The sequence below is a fragment of the Nostoc sp. 'Peltigera membranacea cyanobiont' 210A genome, assembly GCF_002246015.1.
GTDB lineage: Bacteria > Cyanobacteriota > Cyanobacteriia > Cyanobacteriales > Nostocaceae > Nostoc.
This window is the reverse complement of record NZ_NOLJ01000005.1, coordinates 213,686-228,706: the sequence shown is the minus strand read 5'-3', so window position 1 is coordinate 228,706 and position 15,021 is coordinate 213,686. Positions and strand designations below refer to the sequence as shown.

At 40.2% G+C, this 15,021-nt stretch carries 15 protein-coding genes and 1 pseudogene; 9 read left to right on the top strand and 7 right to left on the bottom strand.

From position 1 onward, the window contains the following. The first annotated feature begins 14 nt into the window (after positions 1-14). From CDG76_RS17150 to CDG76_RS17135, 4 genes are all read left to right on the top strand, one after another. Complete coding sequence (locus tag CDG76_RS17150) at positions 15-1,583, top strand: HNH endonuclease (RefSeq protein WP_094350180.1); 1,569 nt, start codon at positions 15-17, stop codon at positions 1,581-1,583. A gap of 149 nt (positions 1,584-1,732) precedes the next feature. Then, on the top strand, positions 1,733-2,245 hold the full coding sequence (locus CDG76_RS17145; RefSeq protein ID WP_094350179.1) for a helix-turn-helix domain-containing protein: 513 nt from the start codon (positions 1,733-1,735) through the stop codon (positions 2,243-2,245). Further along, positions 2,229-2,936: a transposase gene (locus CDG76_RS17140; protein WP_223265263.1), complete on the top strand. Its 708-nt coding sequence runs from the start codon at positions 2,229-2,231 to the stop codon at positions 2,934-2,936. Before CDG76_RS17145 ends, CDG76_RS17140 begins: the two co-directional genes overlap by 17 nt. A 138-nt stretch (positions 2,937-3,074) precedes the next feature. Then, a complete protein-coding gene (locus CDG76_RS17135) occupies positions 3,075-3,779 on the top strand; it encodes a class I SAM-dependent methyltransferase (protein WP_094350178.1) in 705 nt (234 codons plus the stop codon). Between the two features lie 42 nt (positions 3,780-3,821). On the opposite strand, the gene CDG76_RS17130 is transcribed toward CDG76_RS17135, so the two are convergent. From CDG76_RS17130 to CDG76_RS17110, 5 genes are all read right to left on the bottom strand, one after another. Further along, a complete protein-coding gene (locus CDG76_RS17130) occupies positions 3,822-4,265 on the bottom strand; it encodes a hypothetical protein (protein ID WP_094350177.1) in 444 nt (147 codons plus the stop codon). Between the two features lie 202 nt (positions 4,266-4,467). Then, complete coding sequence (locus tag CDG76_RS17125) at positions 4,468-7,008, bottom strand: penicillin acylase family protein (RefSeq protein WP_094350515.1); 2,541 nt, start codon at positions 7,006-7,008, stop codon at positions 4,468-4,470. A 126-nt stretch (positions 7,009-7,134) separates the two neighbouring features. Then, entirely contained in the window at positions 7,135-7,881 is a 747-nt protein-coding gene (locus CDG76_RS17120) for an ABC transporter permease (protein ID WP_223265262.1), read from the bottom strand. Positions 7,882-8,053: 172 nt separating this feature from the next. Next, the gene (locus tag CDG76_RS17115; RefSeq protein ID WP_094350175.1) at positions 8,054-8,872 is read right to left on the bottom strand and encodes an ABC transporter permease; all 819 of its coding nucleotides are present in this window, start codon (positions 8,870-8,872) and stop codon (positions 8,054-8,056) included. Further along, a complete protein-coding gene (locus CDG76_RS17110) occupies positions 8,869-9,861 on the bottom strand; it encodes an ABC transporter ATP-binding protein (protein ID WP_094350174.1) in 993 nt (330 codons plus the stop codon). The genes CDG76_RS17115 and CDG76_RS17110 overlap by 4 nt, the downstream gene beginning before the upstream one ends. A gap of 80 nt (positions 9,862-9,941) precedes the next feature. On the opposite strand from CDG76_RS17110, the pseudogene CDG76_RS36240 reads away from it, so the two are divergent. The 5 genes and pseudogenes from CDG76_RS36240 to CDG76_RS17085 all read left to right on the top strand — a co-directional run. Beyond that, positions 9,942-10,071 (top strand): annotated as a pseudogene (locus CDG76_RS36240) (TrmH family RNA methyltransferase); the annotation flags it as partial. 1 nt (position 10,072) lies between these two features. After that, positions 10,073-10,414, top strand: coding sequence for a hypothetical protein (locus CDG76_RS17100; RefSeq protein WP_094350173.1), 342 nt, complete (start codon positions 10,073-10,075; stop codon positions 10,412-10,414). 2 nt (positions 10,415-10,416) lie between these two features. Beyond that, on the top strand, positions 10,417-10,812 hold the full coding sequence (locus tag CDG76_RS17095; RefSeq protein WP_094350172.1) for an HNH endonuclease: 396 nt from the start codon (positions 10,417-10,419) through the stop codon (positions 10,810-10,812). A 123-nt stretch (positions 10,813-10,935) separates the two neighbouring features. Then, complete coding sequence (locus CDG76_RS17090) at positions 10,936-11,676, top strand: RNA methyltransferase (protein WP_094350171.1); 741 nt, start codon at positions 10,936-10,938, stop codon at positions 11,674-11,676. A gap of 174 nt (positions 11,677-11,850) precedes the next feature. After that, positions 11,851-13,425, top strand: a complete 1,575-nt coding sequence (locus CDG76_RS17085; protein ID WP_094350170.1) for a serine hydrolase — start codon at positions 11,851-11,853, stop codon at positions 13,423-13,425. A 266-nt stretch (positions 13,426-13,691) separates the two neighbouring features. Here CDG76_RS17085 and CDG76_RS17080 read toward each other — a convergent pair whose 3' ends face one another. Further along, on the bottom strand, positions 13,692-14,228 hold the full coding sequence (locus CDG76_RS17080) for a peroxiredoxin family protein (RefSeq protein ID WP_094350169.1): 537 nt from the start codon (positions 14,226-14,228) through the stop codon (positions 13,692-13,694). Between the two features lie 157 nt (positions 14,229-14,385). Continuing rightward, positions 14,386-14,997 carry a peroxiredoxin gene (locus CDG76_RS17075; RefSeq protein ID WP_094350168.1) on the bottom strand — a complete coding sequence of 204 codons (612 nt, stop codon included), beginning with the start codon at positions 14,995-14,997 and terminating at the stop codon, positions 14,386-14,388. Positions 14,998-15,021 lie beyond the last annotated feature (24 nt).

The window sequence follows — 15,021 nt, the reverse complement described above, 5'->3', positions numbered from 1 at the left end:
TTGATAAGAAGAATATGAATTTATGCTATTTGTGTGGCAGGGAAATGTTTGATGAAAAAGTTTATCTTAAAGATAAAGATAAATTTAGTGAAGAACCTGCTTTAAAACATAAGGAACATATTATTCAAAATGCCTTAATAGGTAGGCTAAAACCCAATAATATACTTTGTAAAGCTTGTGGTAATAAATTAAATGATACAATCGATATAAATTTTGTAAATATATTCGCATCAATTACAGAAATATTACAAAAAAAGAATGTTCAGAAAGAGAGAAAAAATAACAGCCCAGAATTAAAAGGTCATTTTCTTAATAAAGAAACACAAGAAAAAATTAATATTATTATAAAAGACTTGAAAGCAAGTCCAGTCAAGCCATACTACAAAGTTGACTATGAAAATAAAATAATCAAGATTTATGCTAATGAATCTATAGCAAAAAATTATAAAAATAAAGTTGTTAGTGAAGTTAAAAATCAAATAAATGATATCCAATTATACGAAATAAAGTACATAACAGATATATCATCAGAAAATGGGTCGCTTTTTTTGTATTTTACGGAAGGTATTGATAATTGCAATGAAAAATTATGTTTAGGTTTGAATAAGATAGCTACAGGGTTTGCGTATCATCACGGAGTTAGAAGAACAGATTTAGTCAGGAGTCTTGACATAACACAAGACAATGAAAAAATAATTTATTCCAAGAATGTAATTCCATTCTTTCCCATAGGGTGTTTCGATATATTTCTAGAGTTAAATCGACCTGAACTAGAAAGTTATTATCCTACCCATACTCTGATTCTATTTACACAGAAATATACCAATGATAAAAAATTACTTTACTGCTATATAGACCTTTTTAGTACATTTCAGTTCTATGTCTTACTAAATGAGAACTATGAAGGTGATGATATACATAAAGAATATTACCAAACTGTACTTGGTCAGGAATTACCTGAAATAGAAATTAGGAAAATAAGGCCAAAGTTTTTAAATGTTATCATTGAAAATTTTAAAATAGACAGAAGTAAATACAAAGGTAGCTCAACTAATGATTTGTATGATTTTGTAGAAGAAGAATATAAAAAAATTCAGTTAAAATCCCAAATAAACATTGATGATATATTGGTAAATATTGCAAATGATTTAATGATTTGTTATTCAGTTTCTCAAGTAAGTAAATTATCCAGTTTGCCTAATTTTCCCCTAAAAGATGTAATTAATAGTTTTAGAAATTTTAAAAGCTTACATCTTCAATGTTTTTTATCAGAAATTAAGCATTACTTAGATAAAAATAACTATATATTTAGAAGATATTTTTATGATGATGATGGTAATGATGAAGTAGAAATTTTATCTACACCAGACGAAATAATTGCATCTTATAAAAAGAATGAGCTACCAATTAAAGCATACGGTTATAGGAAATTTCAGCAACTACAAAGTTTTGCTAATTCAACACCCAAAGAAGATATTTTGCACACTCTATACCAAAAGAAGCTTTACAGCCAGCCAATCATTGAAGTGAGTGAAAAACATTTTGAGCAAGTTGATATTATTGATACTAATGAATGCTTCTGAAAAGGGAGATAGTAAGTTTTTCTCTATCATTAACTAGGCAACCAGAGACAAGCTAGTACAGCGCGGCGGAAATAAACAGACCATATTGGTGGGAGAATAAATAATCAGGATAAAAGCCGTTTGGTAGGGACAGATGGAGGAATCAAGGTGTGGCTAGATTAGCTCCTAAAATATTAAATTTAAGTGATGAAGAGCGTGAGCAACTGCAAAAGTTGATAAACAGGCACAACACGCCGCAACAGATAGCAATACGAGCCAAAATAATTCTCATGGCATCTGAGGGTCAAAACCATCGACAAATAGCCCGAAATTTAGATATTAATAGGCAGATGGCTCGTTTATGGCGAAACCGATGGTTAGAAACCGAGGGTCAAGAATTATCGGTTTTTCAAAAATTACAAGATCAAGAGCGTGTTGGCACACCAGTAAAATTTAGTATGGAACAAGTAATCGAATTATTTGCATTGGCCTGTTCTCCACCTGAAGATTACGGACGGTCAATAAGTCATTGGACAGCGAGAGAACTAGCGAACGAAATTATGAAACAAGGTATTATTGAAAGCATATCTGTTCGCCATATTGGAAGATTGCTTGAAGAAGCAGAACTTAAACCCCACCAGAGTCGCTACTGGTTAACCCCCCCCTGTGGACGAAGAATTTGATGCCAAAGTGGAAGATATAACTGGTTTATATATCAGCGCCATTGAGCGTCATATAAAGGGGGAGCGCACAATATCCATTGATGAAATGACAGGTATTCAAGCCACTGAACGGTTAGAAAAGGATTTGCCAATGCGACCAGGCAAAGTCGAAAGAAGAGAATTTGAGTACATCCGTCACGGTACACAAAGCTTAATTGCCAGTTTCGATGTTGCTACTGGTCAAATTGTCCAGCCGACTTGTTCAGATACAAGAACAGAAGTTGATTTTACCCTTCATGTTCGCCGAACAATTGAAACTGACCCAGATGCCAAAAAATGGCATCTGATTATGGATTGTCTGAACACTCATCAGTCTGAATCCCTGGTTCGTTTAGTTGCACAAATGGAAGGTTTGGATATTGATCTGGGTATTAAGGGAGAAAGTGGCATCCTCAAATCAATGAAATCCCGCATGACTTTTTTGCGTGACCCAGCACACCGAATTGTGTTGCATTACACTCCTAAACATTCTTCATGGCTCAATCAAATTGAGATTTGGTTCAGTATTTTGGTTCGCAAGTTACTCAGAAGAGCCAGTTTCGTCAGTCAGGATGATTTGAAAAATCGAATCCTCAAGTTTATCGACTACTTTAACCAAACAATGGCTAAACCTTTTAAGTGGACATATAAGGGCAAAGTTTTGGCTATTTAATGGTCTGCTTATTTCCGCCGCGCTGTACTAGCCTATAAAGTAGCTGATATAATATGAATAGCAGTCAATATGAATATATGGAACCAGCTTTAATTGAGTTGTTAAAACAGAAAGTTCTACCTTTATTAAAAATAAAAAATGAATATTCAAGAAGCTTTTAATTCTGCCGCAGGAGATTACGATAACTTACGTCGAGTTTTAATTCCCTGTTTTGATGACTTTTACAAAACAGCCGTTGAAATCATCCCAGGCGATGTCTACGACGGGCTATGCCTACGCACTGCACCGCTGAAGGTTCTAGATTTGGGGGCTGGTACTGGACTTTACTCAGGCATGGTTCAGTCCATATTCCCTAATGCAGAGTTCACTTTGCTAGACTTAGCCCCTGAGATGTTAGAAAAAGCTAAGGTGAGATTTAGCAAAATGGGTAAATCTCCCAAAATCTTAATTGGTGACTACATTGAGACTGATTTAGGTGATTCATATAATCTGATAATCTCTGCTTTATCAATTCATCATCTGTCAGATGTTGAGAAAGAACTTCTTTATCAACGGATTTATGATGTTCTCAATCCTGGAGGGATATTTATCAACGCCGATCAAGTTCTCGGCAAAACGGCTAATTTAGAACAACTTTACCGTCAACACTGGTTAGATTCTGTCCGCGCCAAGAATATCTCAGAACAGGATCTCAAAGCTGCACAAAAACGCATGGAATACGATCGCATGGCAACCCTTGATATTCAACTTAGGTGGCTAGAAGCAGCTGGCTTCCAAAATGTGGATTGCTGGTACAAAAATTTTAGCTTTGCTGTTTTTGGTGGTTATCGACCAACTATTTAACTGCTATTTTTGCGATCGAGATTCCAGGCAGAGGAGAATAGATTATTTGCCAGAACAGTAACTATTAATTTCATTGACTATTGAACTTTCTTCGCTACTACTCTTTTGCAGAGATACCAAAAAGCCCTTTGCTGCTGGTAGATTCTTTTTATCTATGGCTGTTGCTGCATTATTCAATTCCTTGCTAATGTTCTGATAGAGTGTGAGAAAACGTCCTTGAAAACCTTGCAGTTTCTCATCCTTAACTTCTAGTGCTTTCATGTCTTTAGCAAGTGAGTCTATTTTACCAGCAAGTTCAGTTAAAGCTTTAGAACCTTTTGCTGGATTAGAATTTTTACTGAATTCCTGACCTAGAGTAGATGCCTGATTGGCAACCTTTATGACTTTGTTACATTGAGCAACTTTACTTTCGCCACAACCTGCAAATAATAAAGCGATCGCAGTAGTAACTGAAAGTATAAAACTTTGCTTGAATACGCATTGCATAGGTTCTATGATCTCCAACTATGTTTCGTGAAAGTTGGACAGTAGAAATGGATGGTTAGAGAAAATACTTTTTCTAAAAAGAATCTTTATTTCTGTTTTTAACTTTCTTTCTGCCCTGTTACTTTATACTTCATTTTTTCGATAACGTGTATGTAATTACACGCAAATAACCCAATTTTAAATTAGATAGTCGTGTCGTCCTTTACTCTACCAATTTTGGAATTAATCTCAGTGTGGCAGTCGTATTTTCTGTAACATTCTTTAATTCCCATAACATCTGGTGGTATTCAGTTTTGCGCCAAGGTTCAACCATATCGTTGTAGTGGCTATGGAAAGCATGTCCTGATTGTCCAGGGGTGTGAATTGCTACTGAGTTATCCAAATTTCCCAAATCTACAATCATCCGCAGAGAAGGAATATCAGTCACTTCAAAGGATTTATTTGCTCTCCAGCGGTTAGCATTTACTGTTTCGCCGTTACCAGATGTAGCAAATGCACCACGATTAAATAAAGCTTCAATCGGTGCAACCCCAGATTTACCCAAGGTGGCATTCCGAAAAGTAATGGTATGCAGCTTGCCCCAATTCCAGTTGTTCGGGTTTTTGCTTTGAATTCCTTCTAATTCATCCACGGCTTTTATAAAAGACTGCCGCAGGATTTGGTCGCGGTTCTCAATTTTCGGGGTGTTGCGGTTGTCCCACCAAGCACTATTGGGCTGTTTGACCAGATTTGCGATCACAGCATACCAGCGATCGCCTCCATCAGGAAAGTACTTTTCAGGCAACTGATCGTGAAACGTATCTGCTAGCAAGTGTTTCCAGAATACTTCAAACAGAGCAGCGGCAGGCGATGTCATTTCCAACTGCAAATTCCAACCTTGCAGTAGTTTTTGGGCTGCTTGTAAGCGGGGAGTATCAACAGCGATAGATTGTAGCAGTGGCACTAATGTTTGTGCATTTAAATTGCGATTATCACCCTGTATTTGCTGTACATCTTTCAGGGAAATTGGCTGCGTTTGTTGTAAAATCATTTCAACAATCCGCTTTGCTCGGTAGCCATAAACCCAGTCTGCGGTAATTAGGTAAGGATATTCACGCATAACTAAATTATTGGCAGTAGCAATATAACCTTGGGATGGATTAAAATTTTTGGGCAATTTCTCAAAGTCAATATAGCCTTGCCACTCATATTCATCCGTCCAACCAGGAATGGGATAACGCCCATCTCCCTGAGCGCGGATGGGGAATTTACCAGGCATTTGGTAGCCAATATTGCCATCAATGTCAGCGTAGACCAAGTTTTGAGCGGGGACATCATAATTGCTGGCAGCACTGCGGAATTCCTGCCAGTTTTGGGCGCGATTGATTTGGGGAATGGCATACCCTAATTTAGAAGGTGCTAGGGCTGTCCAGCGTAGGGCTACGGCGTAATTTTGCGGTAATTCTAGTGACTTACTTGGCTTGAAATCCTTTAGATTGGGCGAAACATCAGAGAGAATCGGCCCATGTCGGGTATAGCGTACCGTTTGCACAATCGTCTGACTTCCCGCTACTTGAATCGTCTCTGGCACGAGCTGCATATCAACCCATTTGCCATTTACTTCATACTGATTAGGGTTTTTTGGGTTGATTTTCTCGATGTATAAATCCATCACATCAGATTGTACATTGGTAACACCCCAGGCAATGCGATCGCTATGACCGATAATTACCCCAATCATTCCCGCAAAGGAAAAGCCAGAAACATTGTAGGGACATTCTGCACTCTTCGGTGTGCAGTGCAAACCAACCTCGTACCATATAGAGGGAATTTGCACACCTAAGTGGGGGTCATTCGCCAAGATAGGTTTACCTGTCGTGGTTCGCTGACCAGATATCACCCAGTTATTTGAGCCAATACCTATTCCCGTAGGCCCAATGAGTTTTTCTAAAGCTATCATCGGCTTAGTAATTGACTCTAAAGCAGGTAATATATCTGGAGAATTGAGAAGTACTTCAACATTCTTGTTCCTCCCTTTCCCTGCTCCCTCTCCTTGCTGCAACTCAGGTAAAATAACTGGCAAGTCTTGAGGGTATGGTGGAAAAAGCTCCTCTACTTGAGTATGAGTAAGGGTTTTGAGCAAAATAGCGCGTTCAATTTCGCTCTCGAAATTTCTGCCCAAGTCGTAAGCCATTACCTTACCCCAAGTCAGAGAATGCAAGATTTGCCAAGGTTCTGGCTTATACCCAGGATTGAGGAATTTTAGCACAGCATATTCTAAACTCAGGGCGCTACCTTGATGCTCTGCCAAATAAGCATTGACACCATCAGCGTAAGCTTCCAAATATGCCTTCATCTCTGCATTAATTTCCTGAATTTCTTGCTGTGCCACCCTTGCCCAACCCATTGTCCGCAGATATTTATCAGTGTCAACTTGAGAAGAACCAAACATTTCTGAGAGTCGCCCAGAACCAATGTGTCGCCAAAAGTCCATTTGCCAAAAGCGGTCTTGGGCGTGGATATAACCTTGCGCCATAAATAAATCGTGGGAGTTGGCAGCATAAATATGGGGAACTCCCCATTTATCACGCTGGACAATTACTTCGGCTTTCAGTTCAGGTAGTTGAATTGTGCCACTCTCTTGCGGAAAGGATTGGCGCACAGTGTAGGTGGAAAATCCCACTAACAATAGCCCTAGCACTAACAGGAAAATCAGAGTAATTTTGAGTCTTTTACGTAACCAACCTTTCCTGGAGTTTTTCATTTGAGCTTCTTGTGGCATTGTTTAGTGAAATCAGGCAATACTACAAGGTATTAAATCAGAATCTTTAGAAAAGTGCGATCTGCTCATTTAAAATACACCTGAGTACACAGTTAAAATTTTGTTGTACTAGCTGCCAGTAGAACAATAGTATCGCTCTCCTATTTTCCAAAGCTGAAGCGCAATCATCAGAAAGATAATCCCTGCGATTGGCGAGACATAACAAAACCACAAGGGCACAAAAAAAGCATCTTCTTTTTCAAGTACTGCAAGCAAAGGAAAATAGCTGACGCAAGCAAGTGGTATCAAGAAAGTAAAGAATCGCTGAAACCACTTGCTATAAATTGCAAGAGGGTACTGAGCCGTTTCGACTCCTCCATAAGTGAGGATATTCATAATTTCGAGAGATTCAATAGTCCAGAAGGTGATGGTTGCTTGCATAATGACAATGCCAACAAAGAGCGCAACCCCACCAAAAAATGAAGTACCCAAAAGCCATAAAGTTTTAAAAGTTAAAGGGATGTGGAGAGATGAAAGTGACCACCACATAACAACAGTTCCTTGAAAAAATCTTCCGATTCGTTTCAAAGTAAATTCTTTACCTAAAAGTTGAAGTGCTGTGGTGCGTGGACGAACAAGTAAACGGTCGAAGTCTCCACTTTTAATTATTATTGTAAATGAGTCAAAGCCTTTTCCAAGCGCATCAGCACAGGCGAAAGAAATATTAATTATTCCATAAAATAGAGCAACTTCATTTAAAGTCCACGCACCAATACTATTAAAACGACTAAAAAGTGCCCAGACTCCAAAAAATTCAACAGCAGTTACTAAAAACTGCCCTATGGCTTGCAGCCAGAAAGAAACTTTGTACTGCATTTGCGACTTGAAAGATACAGAAATATATCGAAGGTAAAGCAAAAAATCATTCATAATCGCTTTGTAATTTTTATATAAAATAAATTACCTAACCTATCTTCCTGCTAAAAAAATTACGAATTACGTTAGCGTAGCGGTAGCGAGTCCGCGAGCGTCATTACGAATTATTTACCTATCCTCCTTGAATTACAAGCTTTTTTATGCCATATCTCACAAGAATACGCCCAAGGATAATAATGACAACTATCCAGAAAGTTTGATGCAGCAATATATTAAACAGAGCGTTTGGTTGAAGATTACCAGTGAAAAGACGAAAAGGTTTGTCGATTAGTCCTGAGAAAGGAAGTACATTCAAAAAAGGCTTGCTCCACTCAGGGAAAAGTGGCAACGGAACAATCATGCCAGAGAATATACTAACAAGAGTAGGTAGAATACTATTAATCCCCTCGCCCGAAATTGTCCACATCATTGATACAGTCAGAAGCATAGTTAATGCAGACGAAAGTAAAATTGCGCCAATAAAAGAGATAAAAAAGGCAACAAAAGAAGCAAACGAGGGTGGAAAAGAAAGCGACCATTCATCAAGTCCTAAAAGGGGAAAAAGAAAAATTGTGACACTCAGAAGCGGAATGCTACGAAGTATCAAGGGCGTTGTACGAAGTGCCAAAGCGCGAGTAAACCAAAAATTATAAAGGTCTGTGGGTCGGAGAAGATCGTATCCGACAGCACCAGTTCGGATGAGTTCTTGAATATCTCTATCACCTCCCCAAGGGACAATCGCCATTAGAAACGCCTGTCCCAGCCATATATATCCTACAGTTTCTGGAAAAGTGATCGGTTGAGCAGAGGTTGTATGAGTAAAGAATGCCTGTAAAACCATTACTTTCACTAACCCCCAGAAAAGCTGAGTTCCAACGCCAGCCAAAGCAGCAGCACGGTATTGCAACAGCAGTGTAAATCTAGCAACAAATAGTGACCAATATGCTTTCATGGGATAATTCCGGCTGAAATTGCATAAAGTTCAGCAACTATCTCTTCAATGGGTGGATTTTCTACAAAAAGATCCTCTACTTCATGTTGTGAGGTAACTTGGCTAATCAAAGATGCAGCAGAAAGCTTTGTGGGATCGAAGGCGAGAGTTACGGTGCGACCTTCTTTAGAGATAATACTGACTCCTTCTTCTTCAAAGAAGAAATCATCGTTTGCTAGGTCGATTCTTAAGTATCGGCGCGAGGAAACTTGAGAACGCAGGGCTGCTAAAGTTCCATCACAAAGGATTTCACCTCCACCTATAATAATTATGCGATCGCACAATGCCTCGATATCATCCATATCATGGGTAGTCAGGATGGTGGTTACTTGATGAGTTTTATTCAGCGCTTTGATAAATTTTCTGACTGCAAGCTTGGAAACTGCATCAAGCCCGATGGTGGGTTCATCAAGAAAAAGAATTTCCGGTCTGTGAAGCATTGCGGCTGCAAAGTCACATCGCATCCTTTGACCAAGGCTTAACTGCCTCACCGGAGTCGAGAGAAAGCTGGCAAGACCAAGCAAATCAATCATTTCTTCGCGTGTCTGGCGATACTCCGATTGGGGAACGCGATAAATATCGCGCAGCAAATCGAAAGACTCAATCACTGGCAAATCCCACCAGAGTTGTGTTCTTTGACCAAACACTACACCGATGCGATTAACGTGCTTAATTCGATCTTTCCAAGGAGTTCGTCCGCCAATTAGGCATTTTCCACTGGAAGGTACGAGAATACCGCTCAAAATTTTAATCGTGGTTGATTTACCGGCTCCATTTGGGCCAATGTATCCTACAAGTTCTCCCCGTTCCAGGGAAAACGAAACTCCTTTGAGGGCATAAACTTCTTTAGTTTTTCGCTGCACAAGTCCTCGTATTGAACCGAAAAGCCCAGAGGAACGTTCAGACACAAAGAAAGTCTTCCTGAGATTTTCGACCAGAATGTGAGACATATTTGGTTAGTCTGTTATTGCGAAGAAAGGCAGGGGGCAGTGTTTCGACTACGCTCAACAACCAAGCAAAAGGCAATAAAATGGGCTTGGCTGGATTAAGAATTGTGTTGGTAGAACCAGCTGGGCCGATAAATATCGGCGCGATCGCTAGAGTAATGAAAAATTTCGAGATATATCATTTAATAATAAGTAAATTGCCAATGCAATCCCCATGCCAAGAATCATTCTAGAAGTATCAGAGGAATTATCTCAACAACTAGCACAAGTAGGCGATCGCTTACCTGAACTACTTGCATTGAGTCTCCAACAACCAGCTGTACCAGCACAAGTTTACCGATATATCCTAGATTTTTTGGCTAGCAACCCCACTCCTGAACAAATTGCTGAATTTAAACCTACTCCCGAAATGCAAGAACGGTTGCGTACCTTGTTAACACGCAGTAACGCAGGTGAACTTACACCCACGGAGTTGAAAGAACTAGATGAGTATGAACGTATTGAACACTTAGTTGTGATGATTAAAGCAGGTAACTTATCTTATTTGACCAGCTGACTGTGAGTGCAACCTATATTCCGGTTGTTCTTCGCCGACTGGTAGAAGAACGCGCAAACTACAGATGTGAATATTGCCAATTACCCGCAGGAGTTGCTTTTTTTGCCCATGAGATTGATCATGTTATTGCTCAAAAGCACGGTGGCGCAACAAATGCTGATAATTTAGCCCTCACCTGCTGGCGATGTAATCGTCATAAAGGCACTGACTTAGGATCTTTCGATCCAGAAACAGGGGCTTTTAGTTTTCTCTTTAACCCACGCACCCAGAAATGGGCTGAACACTTCACATTTTCAGAATTGAATCTAGTGGGATTAACGCCTATGGGACGTACAACGATTAGATTACTACAAATAAATAGTGACGAACGACTAGCTGAACGGCAAAGATTGCGCTGAACTGTTTAGACCTGACGCAGGCATTCACTTACACAGCTAAAATGATTTCAGGGAAACTCTTCAGCAGAACCACAACGCTGAAAATTAGCCTGTAAGTACTGGTACGATCGCAGGAGGCAAAAAATGGGCTTGGCTGGATTAAGAATTGTGTTGGTAGAACCAGCTGGGCCGATAAATATTGGCGCGATCGCCAGGGTAATGAAAAATTTCGGTCTATATAATTTAGTATTAGTGAACCCCCAATGCGATCCGCTTTCGACGGAAGCTTTGATGATGGCTGTTCACGCTCAGGAAATTATAGAATCTGCGGTAATAGTCGCAACCTTACCAGAAGCATTGCATGGATGTGTACGGGCGATCGCTACTACTGGTCGCGTTCGTAGTTTAGAAACACCTTTAGAAAATCCTCGCACTGCACTACCCTGGTTACTGGAGGAACCAGAAAAACCCACAGCCCTGATTTTTGGCAGAGAAGACCGGGGATTAAGCAATGAAGAATTAAATTATGCACAGCGGTTTGTTGGCATTCCCACAAGTCAAGATTATGTCGCCCTAAATTTGGCTACTGCTGTAGCAATTTGTTGTTATGAATTGTCACAATGTGCCCAAAAACTTGACATTCAAAGCTTACCTCAAATTGAACTCGCACCCTTGGATGTTGTGGAAGGATACTACCAGCAATTAGAATCAGTATTACTGAAAATTGGTTATATATATCCCCATACGGCAGCTAGTCGTATGGGAAAATTTCGCCAATTGTATAATCGCGCTCACTTGAAAACTGGGGAGGTGGCCATGCTGCGAGGAATTTTGCAGCAGGTAGAATGGGCCCTGAAAAACCAGAGGGATAGTGAAAACTTGTAATTATTCGTTTAATATATACGCAATCATCCCCCCAAAATAATTAATATGGCTTAAACTAAACACAAAAATGCTACTTAGTGGCAAAGTGGAATTTGAGTATTAATATTGCTTAAAGATTAAGTTTGGGGTCAAGAGTCGGCAAGAAAACAGTCAAGTCGGTCACAAGGAGTAACGGTGTCAGAATCAAGTGGCGAACTAACAGCTTTCTCGCGGCGTCAACCCTTAAATCGTCGCCAGCAGCCACAAAAAGTTCAAAAAGTGGTCAAAAAGAGAGTTAAAGTTAACAGTCAGCAGCAAATTACAAATGGACAAGAAGGGGTACTAACACGCCCAAAAAATCAAATTAGTCCTCCCCCAATCCCTGGCGCTACACGTAGGGTAAAATCGGGGTTAGTTATGCCAACGGCAGTAAAATCAATACCTAGTGTAAAGGGAAAAATTCCTCCCTTTCGACCAGGTGCTGTGATGGTTAAAACAGTGCGGATGGAAAAGCCAAAAACAGGCAGACGCTCATCGCGAAAAACCCAGTTAAAGCCAATGGCCAAAACCGTATTGTATGTTTTGCGGTTATTGATTGTGGGTGTTGGGATGGGTGCAATTGTGGGCACGGTGTTGTCAGTATTAGATCCAGCCAATCGCATCAGCACAAATTCGGCGTCGCAATCTAATAATAATGTTAGTAATGTGGCGCGATCGCAGCCACAACCTACGCAAACTCCCCCAGCCGCAGCTTCGAGTCTATACCTATCTCAGGAAATTTCCTCTTTGAAAAATGCCGTGCAAAATTTGGCGGCTACCAACCCAAATCTCACACCTGGAATTTTCTTAGTAGATTTAGATACTGGTAATTATGTAGATATCAATGCCTCTACCAGTTTTCCGGCGGCTAGCACGATTAAAGTACCGATTTTGATTGCCTTTTTTCAGGATGTGGACGCGGGGAAGATTCGCCTAGATGATATGCTGACCATGCAACAGGATATGGTAGCCGGCGGTTCGGGAGATTTGCAATACAAACCACCGGGAACTCAGTACGCCGCTTTGGAAGTAGTCACTAAAATGATTACAATCAGCGATAACACAGCGACAAATATGCTGATTGCCCGACTGGGAGGAATGGACGCTTTAAACCAGCGTTTCCGTAGTTGGGGATTGACAACCACAACAATTCGTAATCAACTCCCAGATTTGCAAGGGACAAACACTACTAGCCCCAAAGAACTAGGGAATTTGATGGCAATTGTAAGTCAAGGAAATTTAGTCAGTATGCCATCACGCGATCTCATGCTTGATATCTTGCGTCGCACCCAAAGAGACACTCTGCTGCCATCAGGTTTGGGGACAGGTGCAAGATCATACCACAAAACGGGTGATATCGGCACAATGTTGGCAGATACAGGTTTAATTGTTGTTCCAACTGGCAAGCGCTACATAGCCTCTGTAATGGTACAACGTCCCGCAAACGACCCCCGCGCCGAAAAATTGATTAGCTCAATTTCTCGTGCAGCCTACCAAGAGTTTAGCCAAAATCCTGTCACACCCAACGCCACTACAAACACTGTACCCGCAAATGGTTATCAGCCCCAGGTTGCGAATCCTGCTTTACCTAACGGTACAACAGGCACTACGCCCATGAGCATTTATCAGCCTCCTGTTGTCGCTCCTGTACCTAATGGGATAGGAAGTACAGTACCCACAAACGGTTATCAATCTCCAGTTATGAATCCCCAGTATTATCCTCAAAGATAATTTGTAATTCGTAATACTCCCCAAATATGGGACTTCCAAATAAAAAAATATCCCATCGCTTTTAGGGCAGGGGAGCAGGGAGCAGGGAGCAGGGGGAGGAAAAGTCGTTGTGATTCCAAAAATTGGATAATTTATTTTTTGGAGTTCCCTATGTAAAACTATTAAGATTTGATGATTTGATTAGGGTCTCAATTAGCATTCAAATCTTAAGAGTTCCCAATTCCTAATTTTTAGCACCAAATGCAATTTCTTTTGAATATTTATAGTTAATTAAATTGTTCTAACAATGTCTCAACACTAGCATTGCTATCCAAAAAAGAAAATAAATGCCAGTAGCGCAGTTTTCCTTCTTTATCTAATACAAACTGTGCTGGTAAAGGCGCTCCTAGTGCTTGTCCTGCTTGATATGTACGAAATACTCGACAACTAGGATCGCTCAATAGTGGCATTTTTAAGCCTAAATCTTTGACAACTATTTGACTCTGCCTTTCATCGGTACTAGTAATCATTAAAACTTCTATACCGCGATTTTTAAATTGTTCGTACTTTTCATTCAAAGCTTTGATGTGAGGAAAACAAAAAGGGCAATATTGCTTTTCGGTAAAAATGCGAGTCAAGGCCAGTAACACTGGTTGTTTGCCTTTATAATCAGACAATCTTACTAAAGTTCCGTTGGTAATATCTGGCAATTGAAAGTCTGGTGTTCCCACTCCCAATCTGAGTTGATTGCTAGCTGGAACTGGTAAAAAATTACGGAAAAATCTCTCATTTAATAAGCCACTAAAGTCAGTTGAAGTCAACATATTTTTAACCTTGATTATTTAAATAGTATTTTATAAAAAACCACAGATATTTACGGAGGTTGACATTGTTTAATGTGTATCTCTGTTTATCTGTGGTTCTCATTGATTTTGCTTTCAACTCCAAAAGGCTGGATTAGAGTTTTTTAGCTAGCGAAATTTAGACAGCAGAGAAGTAGACTTTAGACTTCACTGGGTCAGGATTCATAGTCTTGTCACCAGGTTGCCAACCAGCTGGGCAAACTTCGTCAGGGTGAGACTGAACATACTGAATTGCTTGTAATGTCCGCAGGGTTTCATCAACGCTACGACCAAAAGCTAGATTGTTAATGGTGGCGTGCTGTATGATACCATCTTTATCGATGATGAACAGACCACGCAAGGCAATGCCTGCTGCTGGGTCAAGAACGTTGTAATCGGCGCTGATCTCTTTCTTGATGTCGGAGACTAGAGGATAATTCAGGTCGCCGACGCCACCAGACTTACGATCTGTTTGAATCCAAGCGAGGTGAGAAAATTCACTGTCAACGGAAGCCCCAAGGACTTCGGTATTGATTTTCTTGAATTCTTCGTAGCGATCGCTAAATGCTGTGATTTCAGTAGGACAAACAAAGGTAAAGTCTAGTGGGTAGAAAAACAGAACGACATACTTACCGCGATAATCGGAAAGTTTGATTGTCTTAAATTCCTGATCTACCACAGCCGTTGCTGCAAAATCGGGAGCTTGTTGACCAACGCGGAGGCTTCCTTCGGTTCCGTAAGTAAGGGACATTAACCTAATTCTCCTTTATCGGTT